We start from the raw sequence: 17,060 nt of genomic DNA on the forward strand, positions 1-17,060 counted from the left end.
GGCGAGTCGGTCCGGCTTGGCGAGTCGGCCCGGCTTGGCGAGGGGGCCGGGCCTGGGAAGCCGACCGGGCCCGGCGGGTCGGTCGGGCCTGATGAGCCCACGGGCCCTGGCGAACCCATCGGCCCTGACGCCCTGGCCCCGCCGGCTCCTCCTGGCGGTGTCCGGCTGGTCGGTCGGCGAGGGCCTGGTGGCCTTCGCCGACCCCCTGACGGACTGGGGTCACCCGCTGGCCCTGGCCGCCGGGATCGCCACCTGGCCGTGGGTGCGGCGGGCGCGCCGGGCACGTGATCGCTCACAGCGAACAGGCCCAGGGGAACAATCAGCGGCTCACGTGCATTGAGTCGGCATAGCTCAACTTGAATGCCGAAGGGGAGATCATGACTTTGACGTCCGAACCGCTCACTCTGCCCGTGCTGCCGCTCGACGACGAGGTCGTGCTGCCCGGCATGGTGGTGCCCCTGGACCTGAACGACGCCGATGTACGCGCCGCGGTGGAGGCCGCCCAGGCCGACGCCCGCTCCAGTGGCAGCAAGCCGAGGGTGCTCCTTGTTCCGCGGATCGACGGCACGTACGCGAACACGGGGGTGCTCGGCACGGTCGAGCAGGTGGGACGCCTCGCCGACGGCGACCCCGGCGCCCTGATCCGCGGTCGCGGACGGGTGCGGGTCGGCGCCGGTACGACCGGTCCCGGCGCGGCCCTGTGGGTGGAGGGCACGCAGGTCGAGGAGACCGTGCCCGACCCGTTGCCCGGCGCCGTGACCGAGCTGGTCAAGGAGTACAAGGCGCTGGCCACCGACTGGCTGAAGAAGCGGGCCGCCTGGCAGGTCGTGGACCGCGTCCAGCAGATCGACGACGTGTCCACGCTCGCCGACAACTCCGGCTACTCGCCGTTCCTGACGACCGCCCAGAAGGTCGAGCTCCTTGAGACCACCGACCCGGTGGCCCGGCTGAAGCTCGCCACCGAGCAGCTGCGCGAGCACCTCGCCGAGCAGGATGTCGCCGAGTCCATCGCCAAGGACGTACAGGAAGGTGTGGACAAGCAGCAGCGGGAGTTCCTGCTGCGGCGGCAGCTGGAGGCCGTGCGCAAGGAGCTGCGCGAGCTGAACGGCGAGGCCGAGGGCGAGGAGTCCGACGACTACCGGGCCCGCGTCGAGGCCGCCGACCTCCCGGAGAAGGTCCGTGAGGCCGCGCTCAAGGAGGTCGAGAAGCTGGAGCGCTCCAGCGACCAGTCGCCGGAGGGTTCCTGGATCCGCACCTGGCTCGACACCGTGCTCGAACTCCCGTGGAGCGAGCGCACGGAGGACGAGTACGACATCCAGGGCGCCAAGACGGTCCTGGACGCCGAGCACGCGGGCCTGGACGACGTGAAGGAGCGGATCACCGAGTACCTGGCGGTCCGCAAGCGGCGCAACGACCGGGGTCTGGGTGTCGTGGGCGGCCGGCGCGGCGGTGCCGTGCTCGCGCTCGTCGGACCTCCCGGCGTCGGCAAGACGAGCCTGGGTGAGTCGGTCGCGCACGCTATGGGCCGCAAGTTCGTCCGGGTCGCCCTCGGCGGCGTACGGGACGAGGCGGAGATCCGCGGTCACCGGCGTACGTACGTCGGCGCGCTGCCCGGCCGGATCGTACGGGCGATCAAGGAGGCCGGGTCCATGAACCCGGTGGTCCTGCTCGACGAGATCGACAAGGTGGGCTCCGACTTCCGGGGCGACCCGGCGGCGGCCCTCCTCGAAGTCCTCGACCCGGCCCAGAACCACACCTTCCGGGACCACTACCTGGAGGTCGAGCTGGACCTGAGCGATGTCGTCTTCCTGGCCACGGCCAACGTGCTGGAGGCCATCCCGGAGGCGCTGCTCGACCGTATGGAACTGGTGCGGCTCGACGGGTACACCGAGGACGAGAAGGTCGTCATCGCCCGCGACCACCTGCTCCCGCGTCAGCTGGAGCGGGCCGGTCTGGAGAGCGCCGAGGTCACCCTCGACGAGAGCGCGCTGCGCAAGCTGGCCGGTGAGTACACGCGGGAAGCGGGCGTACGGAACCTGGAACGGTCCGTCGCACGGCTGCTCCGCAAGATCGCGGCGCAGCACGAACTCGGTGAGCGCGAGCTGCCGTTCACGGTGGGCGAGGACGACCTGCGCGCCTTGATCGGCAGGCCGCACCACGTGCCCGAGTCCGCACAGGACCCGGCCGAGCGCCGTACGGCGGTGCCCGGGGTGGCGACCGGTCTCGCGGTCACCGGCGCCGGTGGTGACGTCCTCTTCGTCGAGGCGTCGCTCGCCGACCCGGAGACGGGCGCGGCGGGTCTGACCCTCACCGGTCAGCTGGGTGACGTGATGAAGGAGTCGGCACAGATCGCGCTCTCCTTCCTGCGCTCGCACGGCGCCGAACTGGAGCTGCCCGTCGCCGACCTCAAGGACCGGGGCGTGCACATCCACTTCCCGGCGGGCGCGGTACCGAAGGACGGCCCGAGCGCGGGCGTCACGATGACGACGGCGCTGGCCTCGCTGCTGTCGGGCCGGCTGGTCCGTACGGACGTGGCCATGACCGGTGAGGTCTCGCTCACCGGCCGGGTGCTGCCGATCGGCGGCGTCAAGCAGAAGCTGCTCGCCGCGCACCGGGCGGGGGTCACCACGGTGATCATCCCCAAGCGCAACGAGGCCGACCTGGACGACGTCCCGGCCGAGGTTCTGGACAAGCTCGACGTCCACGCGGTGACGGACGTCCGCCAGGTCCTGGAACTGGCGCTGGCGCCGGCGACGAACGGCGCGGCGACGGAGGTTCCGGTGGCGGCGTGACGGACGCCATCGGTCATGGAAGGCCCGGGCCCCTCTTCGCGAGGGGCCCGGGCCTTCCGCATGCGTGCGGGCTTTCCGGACGCATACGGGCTGTGCGCGTACGGGGCGGACGGTCAGCCGTTGGCGAGTGCCACCACGCGGTCGAGGGCGCCGTTGAACTTGTCGTGGTCGCCGACCGTGGGGCCGGAGGACGTGTACTGCCACATCGTGTAGTAGTCCCAGCCCGCCGGAAGCGTGCCCACCGCCGTGGCGTAACGGGCGACCCAGAGCGGGTTGGCGGAGGCGAAACCGGCGTAGTCCCCGGTGCACTGGGTCCACCAGCTGGTGGCCGTGTAGATGACGGCGTCACGGCCGGTGCGGGCCTTGTACTGGTTCAGGAAGTCACGGATCCAGGTGACCATCGCGCTCTGCGTCTTGCCGTAACAGGCCGCCCCGTACGGGTTCCATTCGATGTCGAGGGTGCCCGGCAGCGTCCTGCCGTCCTTCGACCAGCCGCCGCCGTTGTTCACGAAGTAGTTGGCCTGCGCGGCGCCGCCCGTGGTGTCGGGGGTCGCGAAGTGGTACGCGCCCCGGATCATGCCGACGTTGTAGGAGCCGTTGTACTGCTGGGCGAAGTAGGGGTTCGTGTAGTACGTCCCCTCGGTGCCCTTCGCATAGGCCCACTTGACCCCGCTGCTCCACAGGGTCGACCAGGCGACGTTGCCCTGGTGGCTGCTGACGTCCACGCCCTCCGTCCGGGTGGCGTCACTCAGGGTCGGCAGGCCGTCCTGACCGTCGTGCGGGATGACGCCCATGCCCAGGTACGCGGAGCCGCGGGCCGGGACGTCGGCGGCGTGGGCGGGGCGGGCGACGAGCGGGGAGACGGCCAGGAAGAGAGACAGGAAGAGAGACAGGGAGAGGGACAGGAGCAGGATGCCCGTCGCACCGAGGCGCGTTCTGAGGGGGTCGACTGCGCGCGGGGGGTGGGCCGTTCCGGACAGGTGCACGGACATGTTCGCGCCTCCGAGGACTCGGTGGTGGCCGGTGGTGGTGCTCCATGAAAAATGGCGTGGGCATGCCATGCGGGTGTGCGGTGAAGAAGCTACGCACGCGGGCGACCGGCCGAAAGAGGGCTCGGCGGCTGCCGTTGGTCTATTCCTGCGAAATACTGGCCGAGCTGCGGCAATGGTGGTCTTTGGCGGAAACTTTCAGGATCGGGAAACCGGGTCATGGGTGCTGACGTGCACGAGGGCGGTACGGGCGAGGGGCGTCGGGCGGGATCCGGCGTTCCGGGGAGTGGCGTGGACCAGGGGGCGGGGGGCGGCGGGTCCGTGGATCAGGAGTTTCTGGCTCTGGAGCGGGAGCTGACCGTTCTGCTGCGGCGGGCGCGGGCGTCCTCCGGGGAGATGGTGCGTGAGGTCCATCCCGACCTGGAGTCCTCCGCGTACGGGCTGCTCGTACGGCTGGAGGAGCGCGGGCGGCAGCGGGCGACCGAGCTCGCCGCGTACATCGGGGTCGGCAAGGCCACGATGTCGCGGCAGTTGCGGGCGCTGGAGGAGCTGGGGCTCGTCGCCCGGGAGCCGGATCCCGCGGACGGGCGGGCGTGGCTCGTGCATCTCACCGACGTGGGGCGGGAGCGGTTCGGGACCGTGCGGGATGCTCGGCGGGCCCGGTATGTGCGGGAGTTGGCCAACTGGGAGCGGGGGGAAGTGGCCGAGCTGGCTCGGTTGTTGCATCGGCTGAACCGGGGGGTCGAGCGGGGGTAGCGGCCCGGCCGGAGGCCGCGGGCCGGTGGGGCGGGTTGCGCCGTTCCCCGCGCCCCTGAAGAGCGAAAGATTGCGCCGTTCCCCGCGCCCCTTGGGGGCTGCGCCCCCTGAAGACAAAAGATTGCGCCGTTCCCCGCGCCCCTATGGGCGCAGGACTGCGCCGTTCCTCGCGCCCCTTGGGGGCTGCGCCCCCTGAAGACAAGAGATTGCGCCGTTCCCCGCGCCCCTGAGGGGCGCAAGGCGGCTCACGCCTCGCGTCGTTCAGAGTTCTACGTGGGCCACCGTTGCGTCGTCGTGGGGTTTGGAGCGGCCCAGGTAGGTGGGGGCCGTGTCCGCGAGTTCCAGGGCGCGGACCCGGTCGATCAGGGACCGGCCGCCCTCCTTGCGGACCAGGGCGAACAGGTCCGTCCAGTCGCCCTCGCCGAACTTCTCCACCCACCGCGTCGCCCCGTCCGTGAGCGCCGTGAGGGCGCGGACCTCGGAGCGGGGGAGTGTGCCCGTGACGGCGCGCGACGCCACCGTGGGGTCTGCCGCGGCCGTGAAGAAACCACCCTCCTTGTTGCGCATCATCGCGTCCGTCGCCGCCACCGACCGCAGTGTGGCGAGCGGGACCCGCGAGAGGCGGTCGTCCAGGACGGGGATGACGGCCCCGGCCGGAGACTCGATGAGGAGCGCCGAGTCGGACAGCACCAGGTACTCGACGAACGCCTCTGACCAGCGCGCCAGCACCACCGTTGCCTGCGGGGTACGCGGGTGAGAAAGGTCACAGGTGGTCCGATGGGCGTCGGCGGTACGGGTGATGGCATGCCCCAAGACCTCAGGGAGCGTCAGATCCCGCCGCGTAACGGACAGTTCGTGCAACGCGCCACCGAGCCGGGCCGTGAACCAGGGGACGGAATGCAGACACCCCTGATCGGTCGCGGGAGGCGTCACACCGTCCAGGACGACGATCGAACCGCCTTGTCCGGAGGCGGGAAGCCCGACCGACGCGTAGTCCTCGTCGGGGCGGGCGGGGTCACCGGGGACCGAGATCAGTTCCGAGCGCATCCGGCCAGTCTGCACGACCCCTTCACGAGCTTCACCAAAGGCTGGCAACCGTTGGTCAAATGGTCCGGACAAGCAGGTCAGGCGCCTGTTTTGCGACGGATTCACCGACTCCGCCGAAGCGTGGCGGCGCATCCTGCCATTCGGTTGCCGTGGACGTCCAACCGGCCTTCCGCGCAGGGGTGTCGCACGCGCCAGGGGAACTTGCCGGGCCGCTCCCCGGCGATGTTCACTCCTTCGTGTGGCGGGTCAGGCGATGCGCGACCACTGCCCACCGGCACTGGGAAGGTCGGGAGCCGAACCGGGACGACACGCGAGTTGACGGATCGTCACCCGGGCCCATGGGGACACGAGTCAAGAATGCGAGCACCGGTGCAGAAAATGCGGCCTCGGCGCAAAGGCAGGCAGCCGGCCTCGGGTGGAGCCTCAGGGCCCACCCCGAACACACCGGCACCGCAGGACACTCCGGACCCCGCGGGACGAGGCCGGCCCGCTCATGTACGCAGTCGGCTGATCGTCGCGGTCGCCGTCGTGGCCGCCGCGATCGCCGGAGCGGGCGCTCCGTCCGTGATCGCCGCCTCCGGACAGCTGAACGACTCACAGAACCTGGTGACGTCGGCGGAGCGGACCAAGGACGCCCTGGCCCTCGCCCACTCGCTGGCCGACGAACGCGACGAGGTCACCTCCTACCTCGCGGCCGGCCGGCCCAAGGGCGAAGCCCCCTCGGAGCGCCGCAGCACCCGCGTGGACCGCCAGGTCGACGAACTGCGCGTCGCCGCCGTCGAGGCGGACGCACCCGCGTCCTTCCTCAAGACGCTCGACGCGATCGCCGCCGTCCGCAGGTCGGCGCTGACCGGGGAGAGCAGCGCCCTCGAAGCGCACCAGGCGTACTCGACCGCGCTCACCGAACTCCACTCCCTCGCCGAGGACCTGGCCGAGGACATTCCGCCTCGCGCGGGCTCCGGCGCGCACGCCCTCGCCGACCTCGACACCGCCGTCCAGCAGGCCGCGTCGACCCGTGGGCTGCTCCTCGCCGCGCTGAGCGTGCCCACCAGCAAGCAGACCACCACCGACCCCATCACGGGCCTGCCCACCACGACCACCACGTCGTCGGCCGCCGCGACCAAGCAGCGCGACGCACTCACCGCCGCCGCGCAGCAGGCCCACGTCCGTGAGCAGGCCGCCCTGGCCGATTTCACCGGCACGGCGCCCAAGGCGGACCGGGCCTCGTACGACTCCACGGTCAACGGACCGGATGTCGCGTCCGCGGAGAAGTACCTGGCGAGCCTGGCGGACCAGCCCACCCTCTCCGACGACGAACTGGCCACCAGCACCAAGAAGCTGGACGCGGCGCTCTCCTCCCGCGTCGAGCTGATGCGCGGCGTCGAGGCGTCCCTCAACACCCAGCGCGCCGAGGAACTGGCCCAGCTGCGCGACGACGACGTCACCGGGCTGGAGATCCGGGTCGCGATCCTCGGCGCCCTGATGCTGCTCGCCGTCGGTGTCTCCACCGGGATGGCCCGCTCGCTCACCCGCCCGCTGTCCGTGCTGCGCCGTGGCTCGGCCCGGCTGGCCGCCGAGCCCGGCACCGGTGACCCGGTCAAGTTCACCGGGCGCAACGACGAGTTCGCCCAGGTCGTGCGCTCCGTCAACACGCTCCACACGCACGCCGTCGCGCTCCAGGAGCGCCTGGGCACGCTGGAGGGCGACCGCAAGCACCTCATCGGCCAGCGCCAGAAGATGGCCGACGAGCGGGACGCGTTCCGTACCGAGCTCGCCGAGGCCACCACCCGTCTGGAGCAGGTCCGGCAGAACATCCACGGCACCTACGTCAGCCTGGCCCTGCGCACGCTCGGTCTGGTCGAACGGCAGCTCGGCGTCATCGAGGGCCTCGAAGAGCGCGAGCAGGACCCCGAGCGCCTCGCCACGCTCTTCCGGCTCGACCACTTCGCCACCGTCATGCGCCGCCACAGCGAGAACCTGCTGGTCCTCGCGGGCGCGGAGCACGGCCACCAGCACCCGGGGCCCGTCCCGCTGGTCGACGTGGTCCGGGCGGCCGTCAGCGAGGTCGAACGGTACGAGCGCGTCCGGATCTCCGCGCTGCCGCCGCACGCGCACCTCGCCGGGTTCGCGGCGGACGACGTCAGCCACCTGGTGGCCGAACTCCTGGAGAACGCCTCCTCGTTCTCGCCGCCCGACATCCCCGTCGAGGTCTCCGGCTGGCTGCTGGAGAGCGGCGAGGTCATGCTCTCCGTCCAGGACGAGGGCATCGGTATGACCGGTGAGCGGCTGGAGAGCCTCAACACCCGCCTCACGGCCTTCGACCCGGAGGACGCGTACGACGAGGAGAGCGGCGAGGGGCTCGGGCTCGGCCTGTACGTGGTCGCCCGGCTCGCGCACCGGCACGGTGTACGGGTGCAGTTGCGGGAGCAGAAGCAGGGCGGCATCACGGCCGTCGTGGTCCTGCCCAAGGGGCTGCTCGCCGCCGCGCCCGCCGTGGCCGTGCCCCAGGCGACGACCGCCCGTACGCCGGGGGGCGCCGCCGCGATGTCCCTGCCGGGAGCGGACGCGGAGGTCAACTCCAACGTGCTGTACGGCCGCCAGGACCGCGACCCGCTGATCGCGGCGGCGGAAAACACCCTGCGCGACAGGGACGCCACGAAAGACACGGACGCCACGGGCGACACGAGCGACACGGACATAGCTGTCGCACCGCCCGCCCCGTCAGGCGCACCCGAGTCGTCTGCCGCGCCGGACCAGGCTGCCGCGCCCGAGTCGGCTGCCGCCGCCGAGGCCACAGCCGCTGCCGAGCCTGCGGCTGCCGCCGGGCCCTCGGACGCGGCCGACCCTGCCGGCCCTGCCGGCCCTGCCGGAACCGCGGCCCCCTCCGACCCGGAGGCGGGTCAGGTCGCCGGTCCCGAGACCACCATGGTCCTCGCGGCCCCGGTGCCTCCCGTGCCGGACGGGTCCGCCGAGCCCGCCGCGGCCGGCGACGCGTCCCCGTCGGACGCCCCGGCCGTCCGGCTGCCGGCTCAGGGCGGTGCCGGGCACCGCACGGAGACCCGCCGCGCCCCCGACCCGTACGCCATCGGCCCCGACGCCCATGAGCGGGCCCCCGACGACGTACAGAACTCGGAGGGGACCGAGGAGCCGGTGGAGCGGATCACCGACAAGGGGCTGCCCAAGCGGACCCCCCGGATCGCCGCGCCCGCGCCGGCCGCCGGACCGCGTCAGACGCCCGTCGACGCCGAGGCACTGCGCCGCCGCCTCGGCGGGTTCCACCGGGGTGCCAGCGAGGGCCGCCGCGACGTCGAGGCGGAGATCGAGGCGGAGTTCGAGGCGGACGACGCCGAACAGACGTCGGGGCTGCAGACGTCCACCGCACATGCCGTAGAAAACAAGGGGGACACAGTCGAGGAGGCAAGCAGTTGACCGCGTCCAGTACCTTCGGACTGAGCCATGAAGCCCGCAATCTGCACTGGCTGCTGACGAACCTCGTCGAGGAGGTGCCGGGCCTCCTGTCGGTCGCGGTCGTCTCCTCCGACGGCCTGTTGCTCCTCTCCTCCGACCCCGGGAGAAACGCGCAGGCGCGGCAGGACGAAGGAAGACCCTCGGGCCCCCGCGGGTCGGCCGCGGACCTGGCCACCATCGTCTCCGGCATCGGCAGCCTCGCCATCGGCGCCGCCAAGCTGATGGACGGCGGCGCCGTCAAGCAGACGATGGTCGCGATGGAGGAGGGCGGGCTCTTCGTCATGTCGATCAGCGACGGTTCGCTGCTCGGCGTGCACGGCGCCCCCGACTGCGACATGAGCGTCGTCGCGTACCACATGGCGCTCTTCGTGGGCCGCGCCGGACACGTCCTGACTCCCGAACTCCGCAGCGAACTGCGCCAGTCGCTCGCGGGCACGACCCGGGAGACGGTCAAGTGAGCGACGCGAGCGGCACGCCCAGACTGCCGGTCCGCGGGGGGACCCGCACTCCGGCCCGCGTACGCCCCTATTCGCTCACCGGCGGCCGTACGCGCTTCGGGCACGTGCTGCTCGTCGAGACGTTCGTGGCGGCACTGGAGGCCCCGGACGAGCGGCGTGAACTGGAGAATGGTTCACTCTCCACCCGGGTGATGCCGGAGATGAGGGCCATCGTCGAACTCTGCCGCCGGATGCGTACGGTGGCCGAGGTCGCGGCCCTTCTGAGGATGCCGCTCGGTGTGGTCCGGGTGCTCCTCAGCGACCTGGCGGACCAGGGCAAGATCCGTGTGTACGGAACAGGTCACGGCCCGGGACAGCCGGACCGCGCACTGCTGGAAAGGGTGCTGAGTGGACTCCGTCGTCTCTGACGTCTCCCGCGTCTCGGATGCCTCACGATCGTCCGGTTTTCCCGAAATCGTGGAGCCCGAAGAGGAGTTGAAAGCCTGGCAGCAGGATCGGACCCGTGCGCCGATCGCCACGAAGATCGTGGTGGCGGGCGGTTTCGGGGTGGGCAAGACCACCCTCGTGACCGCCGTCTCCGAGATCACGCCCCTCCAGACGGAGGCGCTGATGACCCGGGCGAGCGAGGACGTCGACGACCTCAGCTCGACCCCGGAGAAGACAACCACCACCGTGGCCATGGACTTCGGCCGCATCACGCTCGACGACGACCTGGTGCTGTACCTGTTCGGTACGCCCGGGCAGCAGCGGTTCTGGTTCATGTGGGACGACCTGGTGCGCGGGGCGATAGGCGCCGTGGTCCTCGCCGACACCCGCCGTCTCAAGGACTGCTGGCCGGCGCTGGACTACTTCGAGAGCTGCGGGCTGCCGTACGTCGTCGCCGTCAACCACTTCGACGGCAGCGAGCGGTTCGACCCGGACGACGTGCGGGAGGCGCTCACGATCCCCGGGCACATACCGGTCATGATCATGGATGCGCGCCGCAGGATCTCGGTCGTCGAGAGCCTGCTGGCGCTGGTTGGACACGCGCTCGACGTCAGCCCCGAATAGCTCGAACAGTCCCAACAGTCCCAACAGTCCCAACAGTCCGAACAGGACGTCAGCCCCGGAGCACGGTCTACGCGTATGCCGTGCGCGCAGAGTGAGGACCCGCATGCGGAAGATACTCATCGTCGGAGCCGGCCAGGCCGGACTCCAGCTCGCCCTCGGCCTCCAGTCGAACGGGTACGAGGTCACCCTGATGTCCAACCGGACGGCGGACGAGATCCGCACCGGGCGCGTCATGTCCACCCAGTGCATGTTCCACACGGCACTGCAGCACGAGCGCGACCTCCAGCTGAACTTCTGGGAGTCCCAGGCCCCGAAGATCGAAGGACTGGGCGTCTCGGTCGCGGCCCCCGGCTCCTTCGACCCGGGCCCCTCGCAGCGCGCCATCGACTGGGTCGGCAGGCTCGACGGGTACGCGCAGTCGGTCGACCAGCGCGTGAAGATGGCCGGCTGGATGGAGACGTTCGCACAGCGCGGCGGCCAGCTCGTCATCCACGGCGCCGCGGTCTCCGACCTCGACTACTTCGCCCGTACGTACGACCTGGTCCTCGTCGCGGCGGGCAAGGGCGAACTGGTGTCGATGTTCGGCCGCGACGCCTCCCGCTCCCCGTACGCGCAGCCGCAGCGCGCGCTGGCCGTCTCGTACGTCCACGGTCTGGGCCCGCGCCCCGAGCACCCGGAGTTCGACGCGGTCCGCTGCAACCTCGTGCCCGGTGTCGGCGAGCTCTTCGTCATGCCGACGTTCACCCTCTCCGGCCGCGCGGACATCCTCTTCCTCGAGGGCATACCGGGCGGCCCGCTGGACGTCTTCCAGGGCGTCAAGGACCCGGCCGAACACCTCTCCCTGACCCTGGAACTCATGGAGCGGTTCACGCCGTGGGAGTACGCCAGGGCCACCAGGGTCGAACTCACCGACGCGGGCGGCACGCTGGCCGGACGCTACGCGCCCACCGTCCGCAACCCGGTCGGCCGGCTGCCCGGCGGCGGCCTGGTCCTCGGCGTCGCGGACGTGGTCGTGGCGAACGACCCGATCACCGGCCAGGGCGCCAACTCGGCCTCCAAGTGCGCCGCCTCCTACCTCGGCTCGATCCTCGGCCACGGGGAGAAGGAGTTCGACGAGGAGTGGATGCGGGGCACGTTCGAGCGCTACTGGGACACGGCCCAGCACGTCACGAAGTGGACGAACGCGATGCTCGGCCCGCCCCCGGAGCACGTCCTGAACCTGATCGGCGCGGCGGGCCAGCTCCCCCCGGTCGCGCACCGCTTCGCGAACGGCTTCGACGACCCGTCGGACTACGAGAACTTCTTCTACGAGCCCGAGAAGACGGGCGCCTACCTCACGTCCGTGGCGGGTGGCTGAGGCGCCGTCGGGCGAGCCCCCTCAGGACGCGGTGCGTAGCCCTCGTCCGAGCCGGTCCTCGCGTTGTCCGGGAGCCTCGGCGGTGTGTACTGCCGCAGGGGCTTTCCGGACGGGTCCGGGCGGACCGCGCCCAGAACCGGGTTGGCCGCGAGCGGGGACACCTTGATCCTCGCTCCCGGCCTCGGGGCCTGGACGACCAGGCCGTCGCCCAGGTACATCGCCACATGGGTGGCCTCGGGGAAGTAGACCACCAGGTCGCCGGGGCGCAGGTCGGACAGCGGGACGCGGGGGAGCCGCGCCCACTGCTCCTGGCTGGTGCGGGGGATGGGACGGCCCGCGTCGGTCCAGGCCCGCGAGGTCAGACCCGAGCAGTCGTACGAGTCCGGGCCCTCGGCGCCCCACTCGTACGGCTTGCCGATCTGGGCCACGGCGTAGCGCAGTGCCTCGCCCCCTTCAGGGGTGGGGCGGCGCGGGGTGCTGAGCGCGCCCGACGCCACCAGCTCCTCCTGGGCCTTCGCCACCCCGGACCGCTCCAGCTCGGCCACCCGCGTGAGCTGCTCCTCCGTGAGCGAGGCCAGCAGCTCCTCGACGTCCTTGAGCCGCTCGCGTACGACGTCGCGGTCCTTCCGCTGCTTCTCGGCGAGGGTGAGCCGGCTGTCGAGGGCGGTGCGGGCCCGGCGGGCCAGGTCGCCGGTCCGCCGCTCGTCCCCCGCCAGCCGCTCCATCGTCCCGGCCCGCTCCTGCGAGACCTGCCGGATGACGTGGCCCTGGTCGAGCGCGTGCTGCGGGTCGCGGGCGAGCAGCAGCTGTACGTACGAGGAGATCTCGCTCCTGCCCTGGTACTGCTGCCGGGCGAGCCGTCCCGCCGCGCCTCGGCTGCCCCGGAGCGCGAGGCGGGCCGCGGTGAGCCGGCCGTTCAGCTTCGCGACCTCGGCCCGCTGCCGCTCCAGCCGCTCCTCGGTCGCGTTGTACGTCTCCGTGGCCTTCTCCGCCTCCCGGTACAGCCGCTGAAGATCCGTCAGCAACTCGGCCACGGGGCGCTCGGTCACGGGGGAGGGGCTGTCCTGCGGATCGGGCGCCGCCTGTGCCGATGCGCGTACGAGCACGGGGGTGGGCCCCCACACGGGTACGAGGACCGCGCCGGCCGTGATCGCCGCCGTGCAGACCAGTCGCAGAAGCCTTCCTGACACCTCGTCACCTCCGGTGCGGGGCGGTGTTTCCGCTCCTCCGCACCGTGAGCATCGGACGTCCGTGCGCGCCGCGCGCGCCGACCGTGGGCGGACCGGCCCAACGAGGTCACCCGTGGGTGTCCCCCGGCCCGCCGTCCGGCGTGGCGTCCGGCGTCGCGTCCGGTTTCGACCACGGCCACTTGAGTCTGCCGGCGCGGCCGGTGGGGTCGTACTCGTACTTCCATCCCTGGTGCAGGCCGAGGCGGCTGCTCGTGGACGCCTGGACGCGGCGGTAGACCAGCAGGGTGGGCGGGCCGCCGTCGTTCGACGGCACCGGGACGCGGTACACCTTCGGCGGGTGGCCGGTCGGGCCGAGCAGGACCGGCAGCACACGGCCGTCCAGGGGGCCGCCCTCGAAGGGGGTGTCTTCGCTCTTCACCGGGCCAGTGTCACAGCAGGCGCGCCGCGTCGCCCACCACGGGCAGCACCCGGCGGGCCAGCGAGCCCATCGGGCCGTCCGCGGACTCCAGGGCCAGCGCGGCCCGGACGACCGCGGCGGTCTGCTCGTCGCGGGCGGCCGTCGCGACCAGGCACGCCACGAACTGCTCGACGAGCCAGTCGCGCAGTTCGTCCAGCGCGGGTTCCTTCTCCTCGTCCAGCCAGATCAGTGAGGCCGCCTCGACGGCCGTGATCCACATCCGGACGGTCATCCGCAGCCGGTGCCCCGGCTCCTCGACGGCCAGGTGGCTGAGGATGTGCTCGGCGGCGGCCCGTCGTACGCCGTCCACGATGGCCGTCGTCCTGGAGGTCTCGACCACGCTGCCGCCCTGCAGCAGGGCGCTGAAACCGGCGTCGTGCTGGTCCACGAAGGCGAGGTAGCGGTCCAGGGCGTTGGCGAGGCGGCGGGTGAGGGGGCCGTCCGGCGGCTCGGCGAAGCAGTGCTCCAGCTCCTGTGCGGCGGAGCGCAGGGCGGCCTCGTACAACTGCTGCTTGCCGCCGGGGAAGTAGCGGTAGACCAGCGGTCGTGAGACGCCCGCCGCCTCCGCCACGTCGTCCAGGGAGATGTCCTCCGGGGCCCGTACCGCGAACAGGGACAGCGCGGCGTCGAGGAGCTGACTGCGTCGTTCCTCGACGCCGAGGCGCCGGTATGCGCGGGTGGGGGCCTGCGGGGTCATGTTCCGCAGCGTAGCCCGTTCCCGGCGGAGCGGAGGAGGGCGGCAGGCGGGCGGGGGAGCCCCGGCGGTTCAGGCCAGCAGGCCCGAGGCCTTCCACAGCCGGCGGCCCGCGCCTCGCAGGACTCCGATGTCGTCGAGGAAGTCCGTGAGGCGTTTGGAGCCCGTCTGCATGATGTCGCGGCGGTGGGCGCTCGCCTTCACCTGGGCCTGCGCCTCCCGCCGGTCGAGGCCGACGTTCGTGTAGACCTCCGGGTTGACGAAGGCGACCGAGAAGACGCGCGCGAACTCACCCGAGGTGACCCGGGTGAACTCCTGCGACCAGCGCGGCGCGGTCATCATCTGGCGGCGCAGTTCCTCGCGGGCGTACCGGACGTGCCGGGCCTCCTCCACCACGTGGATCCGCGTCACCCCGCGGACCAGCGGCTGCACCCGCTCGTCCGGGAACGTCAGCCGCTGCATCCAGTCGAGCACCTCCTCGCCCAGCAGCGTGGCCGTGAACGAACCGGGCGTCGTGGAGATCGTCTTGAAGAGACGGCCGAGGTTCTGGTGCGCGCGGCTCACCGGGTAGTGCGGTGTCCCGCCCCGGCTGATCAGCCGCGCGAACATCTTCGAGTGCCGGCACTCGTCCTCGATCTCGGTCAGCGCGTAGCGGACGTGCGCGCTCGTCGCCGGCTTGTCGTAGATGTGCCGTACCAGCAGCTGCATGAGGATGATCTCGAACCAGATCCCGAGTGAGGCCAGCGCCGCGGCCTCGTGCCGGGAGAGCAGGATCCGCTGCTCCTCGCTCATCCGCTTCCACATCGGGGTGCCGTAGAGCGAGACCAACTCCGGCGGCCAGAACCACTTGCCGTCCTCGAACGGCGCGTCCCAGTCCAGCTCCTCGTCCGGGTCGAAGGAGTGCTTCGCGGAGGACGCGAGCAGCCGCTCGGCCACCTGTTCCCGGTCCTTGAGCAGGCCGAGCGCGTCGCGCAGGCCCGCGACCTCGGTGTCCTCCGCCGTCCCGGTCGTGTTCCCGGTCGTCGCGGTCGTCATGGCTGTGCCCACCTCGCCGTACGTCGTCGTGCCCGGAGTCAGGTTGGTTACCGCCGGTCACGTCTTATGAGACTGCTTGTCAGCAAGCCCGTCAATCCCCCCTGCGCAACTTGTTGACCCGCCATCCACCCCGTGTGAGCCTGCGAGACATGCCGACCTACGACCTGTACGCCAAGGACCCCGGAGCTTCCCTCTGGCAGGTGCCCGCGACCGGCGCGGCACGGTTCAGCTGGGAGTACGACGAAGGGCGCGACCGCCTGCTGGCCCTCTACCAGAAGGGCAAGGACAAGCAGTGGGACGGGCAGAAGCGGATCGACTGGGACCTGGAGGTCGACCCGCACGACCCCATCGGCACCCCCGACGAGTCGATCTCCATCTACGGCACGCCGTACTGGGAGAAGATGAACGACCGCGACAGGGGTGAACTGCGCAAGCACGTCGCCTCCTGGCAGTTCAGCCAGTTCCTGCACGGCGAGCAGGGCGCCATGGTCTGCGCGGCCCGCATCGTCGAGTCCGTGCCCGACCTGGACGCCAAGTTCTACTCGGCGACCCAGACGATGGACGAGGCACGGCACGCGGAGATCTACGCCCGCTTCCTCCACGAGAAGGTCGGGATGCTCTACCCGATCGACGACAACCTCCGGTCGCTGCTCGGCGACACCCTGCGCGACTCCCGCTGGGACATGCCCTACCTCGGCATGCAGGTCCTCATCGAGGGGCTCGCCCTCGCCGCGTTCGGGCTGATCAGGGACACCACCGACAAGCCGCTGCCCAAGCAGATCCTCGCGTACGTCATGCAGGACGAGGCCCGGCACGTGGCCTTCGGCCGGATGGCGCTGCGCGACTACTACAAGCAGCTCTCCGACGCCGAACTGCGCGAACGCGAGGAGTTCGTCATCGAGGGCTGCTATCTGATGCGGGACCGCCTGCGCGGCACGGAGGTCCTGGAGAACTTCGGTGTGCCGCGAGCGGAGGCCGAGGAGTACACCGAGCGCTCGGAGTTCCTGGCCCTCTTCCGCCAACTGCTGTTCTCCCGCATCGTGCCCTGCGTCCGCGACATCGGCCTGTGGGGCAAGCGCCTCCAGCAGGCCTACGTCGACATGGGCGTCTTCGACATGGGCAACTCCAACCTCGACCTCCTGATGTCCCAGGACGAGGAACTGGCGGAGAAGCTCGACGCGGACCGCTTCGCCGCGGAGGAACAGGCGCGGGTGACGGAGGTGGACGAAGCGATCCGGGCGGGGGAGGAAGCCCCCTAGCGCTCAGGGGGCCGAAGTTCCCTGGGGCTCAAGGAGCGGCCGGGTCTCTCCGGGCGGGAACGACGTCCGCAGGGTGAACGCGTACGCCGTGGCCCCGTGCGCCCGCAGATGCAGCAGGCGCTCCTCCGCCTCGGCCACCGTCGGACGATGCCCGGCCGGCACCCACCACAGGGCCGTCATCGCCTCCCGGATCCGCTCGAACCATTCGTTCCGCCGGGCGAGAAGCTCCCGGTGCCGCCCCTGGTACATGAAGGCGGTGAGGGCGTCGGGGTCCCGCCACACGGTCAGATTGATGATCAGCCAGTCGTCACCGAAGACGGACACGTCCGTCGCGTTGCCCTCGTCGCTCTGCAGCCGCCAGACGAATCCGTCGGCGGCGTCGGCGACCGCGTTCACCGGGTCGAGGGCGTCGACGAAGTCCTTCAACTGCGGGGAGTCCAGCGGGGCTTGGAGCCGGGAGATGTTCACCTGGGCGAGTTCGTAAGCGGCTGCGGACTGAGTCATGACC

General features: G+C 71.4%; 15 protein-coding genes. 8 read left to right on the forward strand and 7 right to left on the reverse strand.

Features of this window, described 5'->3' with window-relative positions; translation table 11 throughout:
• The first annotated feature begins 377 nt into the window (after nucleotides 1-377).
• Nucleotides 378-2,792: an endopeptidase La gene (lon, locus tag K3769_RS16810; RefSeq protein WP_267027237.1), complete on the forward strand. Its 2,415-nt coding sequence runs from the start codon at nucleotides 378-380 to the stop codon at nucleotides 2,790-2,792.
• 113 nt (nucleotides 2,793-2,905) lie between these two features.
• Here lon and K3769_RS16815 read toward each other — a convergent pair whose 3' ends face one another.
• On the reverse strand, nucleotides 2,906-3,784 hold the full coding sequence (locus tag K3769_RS16815; RefSeq protein WP_267027238.1) for a lysozyme: 879 nt from the start codon (nucleotides 3,782-3,784) through the stop codon (nucleotides 2,906-2,908).
• A 228-nt stretch (nucleotides 3,785-4,012) separates the two neighbouring features.
• Here K3769_RS16815 and K3769_RS16820 point away from each other — a divergent pair, with 228 nt between their 5' ends.
• Nucleotides 4,013-4,537, forward strand: coding sequence for a MarR family winged helix-turn-helix transcriptional regulator (locus tag K3769_RS16820; protein WP_267031408.1), 525 nt, complete (start codon nucleotides 4,013-4,015; stop codon nucleotides 4,535-4,537).
• Nucleotides 4,538-4,798: 261 nt separating this feature from the next.
• Here K3769_RS16820 and K3769_RS16825 read toward each other — a convergent pair whose 3' ends face one another.
• Nucleotides 4,799-5,584: a hypothetical protein gene (locus K3769_RS16825; RefSeq protein ID WP_267027239.1), complete on the reverse strand. Its 786-nt coding sequence runs from the start codon at nucleotides 5,582-5,584 to the stop codon at nucleotides 4,799-4,801.
• Nucleotides 5,585-5,941: 357 nt separating this feature from the next.
• Between K3769_RS16825 and K3769_RS16830 the strand changes: the two genes are divergently transcribed.
• The 5 genes from K3769_RS16830 (at nucleotide 5,942) to K3769_RS16850 (ending at nucleotide 11,917) form a co-directional block, all read left to right on the forward strand.
• Entirely contained in the window at nucleotides 5,942-9,013 is a 3,072-nt protein-coding gene (locus K3769_RS16830) for a sensor histidine kinase (RefSeq protein WP_267027240.1), read from the forward strand.
• Nucleotides 9,010-9,510 carry a roadblock/LC7 domain-containing protein gene (locus K3769_RS16835; RefSeq protein WP_267027241.1) on the forward strand — a complete coding sequence of 167 codons (501 nt, stop codon included), beginning with the start codon at nucleotides 9,010-9,012 and terminating at the stop codon, nucleotides 9,508-9,510. The genes K3769_RS16830 and K3769_RS16835 overlap by 4 nt, the downstream gene beginning before the upstream one ends.
• Entirely contained in the window at nucleotides 9,507-9,917 is a 411-nt protein-coding gene (locus K3769_RS16840) for a DUF742 domain-containing protein (RefSeq protein WP_267027242.1), read from the forward strand. The genes K3769_RS16835 and K3769_RS16840 overlap by 4 nt, the downstream gene beginning before the upstream one ends.
• Nucleotides 9,898-10,560, forward strand: a complete 663-nt coding sequence (locus K3769_RS16845) for a GTP-binding protein (protein WP_372514960.1) — start codon at nucleotides 9,898-9,900, stop codon at nucleotides 10,558-10,560. Before K3769_RS16840 ends, K3769_RS16845 begins: the two co-directional genes overlap by 20 nt.
• Before the next feature lie 103 nt (nucleotides 10,561-10,663).
• Entirely contained in the window at nucleotides 10,664-11,917 is a 1,254-nt protein-coding gene (locus tag K3769_RS16850; protein ID WP_267027243.1) for a styrene monooxygenase/indole monooxygenase family protein, read from the forward strand.
• Here K3769_RS16850 and K3769_RS16855 read toward each other — a convergent pair.
• The 4 genes from K3769_RS16855 to K3769_RS16870 form a co-directional block, all read right to left on the reverse strand.
• Entirely contained in the window at nucleotides 11,890-13,107 is a 1,218-nt protein-coding gene (locus K3769_RS16855) for a C40 family peptidase (RefSeq protein ID WP_267027244.1), read from the reverse strand. The two genes, K3769_RS16850 and K3769_RS16855, sit on opposite strands and share 28 nt — an antisense overlap.
• 106 nt (nucleotides 13,108-13,213) lie before the next feature.
• Nucleotides 13,214-13,525: a DUF8847 domain-containing protein gene (locus K3769_RS16860; RefSeq protein WP_267027245.1), complete on the reverse strand. Its 312-nt coding sequence runs from the start codon at nucleotides 13,523-13,525 to the stop codon at nucleotides 13,214-13,216.
• A gap of 10 nt (nucleotides 13,526-13,535) precedes the next feature.
• A complete protein-coding gene (locus tag K3769_RS16865; protein ID WP_267027246.1) occupies nucleotides 13,536-14,261 on the reverse strand; it encodes a TetR/AcrR family transcriptional regulator in 726 nt (241 codons plus the stop codon).
• Nucleotides 14,262-14,330: 69 nt separating this feature from the next.
• The gene (locus K3769_RS16870; protein ID WP_267027247.1) at nucleotides 14,331-15,293 is read right to left on the reverse strand and encodes an AurF N-oxygenase family protein; all 963 of its coding nucleotides are present in this window, start codon (nucleotides 15,291-15,293) and stop codon (nucleotides 14,331-14,333) included.
• Nucleotides 15,294-15,442: 149 nt separating this feature from the next.
• Between K3769_RS16870 and K3769_RS16875 the strand changes: the two genes are divergently transcribed.
• Nucleotides 15,443-16,552, forward strand: a complete 1,110-nt coding sequence (locus K3769_RS16875; protein ID WP_267027248.1) for a ferritin-like domain-containing protein — start codon at nucleotides 15,443-15,445, stop codon at nucleotides 16,550-16,552.
• Nucleotides 16,553-16,555: 3 nt separating this feature from the next.
• Here K3769_RS16875 and K3769_RS16880 read toward each other — a convergent pair whose 3' ends face one another.
• Nucleotides 16,556-17,056, reverse strand: coding sequence for a DUF3291 domain-containing protein (locus tag K3769_RS16880; protein ID WP_267027249.1), 501 nt, complete (start codon nucleotides 17,054-17,056; stop codon nucleotides 16,556-16,558).
• Between the last annotated feature and the right edge of the window lie 4 nt (nucleotides 17,057-17,060).

This window comes from Streptomyces ortus (genome assembly GCF_026341275.1).
GTDB lineage: Bacteria > Actinomycetota > Actinomycetes > Streptomycetales > Streptomycetaceae > Streptomyces > Streptomyces ortus.

Coding starts and splice junctions, on each gene's coding strand:
- lon (WP_267027237.1), top strand. CDS start 378: ATGACTTTGACGTCCGAACCGCTCACTCTGCCCGTGCTGCCGCTCGAC.
- K3769_RS16815 (WP_267027238.1), bottom strand. CDS start 3,784: ATGTCCGTGCACCTGTCCGGAACGGCCCACCCCCCGCGCGCAGTCGAC.
- K3769_RS16825 (WP_267027239.1), bottom strand. CDS start 5,584: ATGCGCTCGGAACTGATCTCGGTCCCCGGTGACCCCGCCCGCCCCGAC.
- K3769_RS16830 (WP_267027240.1), top strand. CDS start 5,942: ATGCGAGCACCGGTGCAGAAAATGCGGCCTCGGCGCAAAGGCAGGCAG.
- K3769_RS16850 (WP_267027243.1), top strand. CDS start 10,664: ATGCGGAAGATACTCATCGTCGGAGCCGGCCAGGCCGGACTCCAGCTC.
- K3769_RS16865 (WP_267027246.1), bottom strand. CDS start 14,261: ATGACCCCGCAGGCCCCCACCCGCGCATACCGGCGCCTCGGCGTCGAG.
- K3769_RS16870 (WP_267027247.1), bottom strand. CDS start 15,293: ATGACGACCGCGACGACCGGGAACACGACCGGGACGGCGGAGGACACC.
- K3769_RS16875 (WP_267027248.1), top strand. CDS start 15,443: ATGCCGACCTACGACCTGTACGCCAAGGACCCCGGAGCTTCCCTCTGG.
- K3769_RS16880 (WP_267027249.1), bottom strand. CDS start 17,056: ATGACTCAGTCCGCAGCCGCTTACGAACTCGCCCAGGTGAACATCTCC.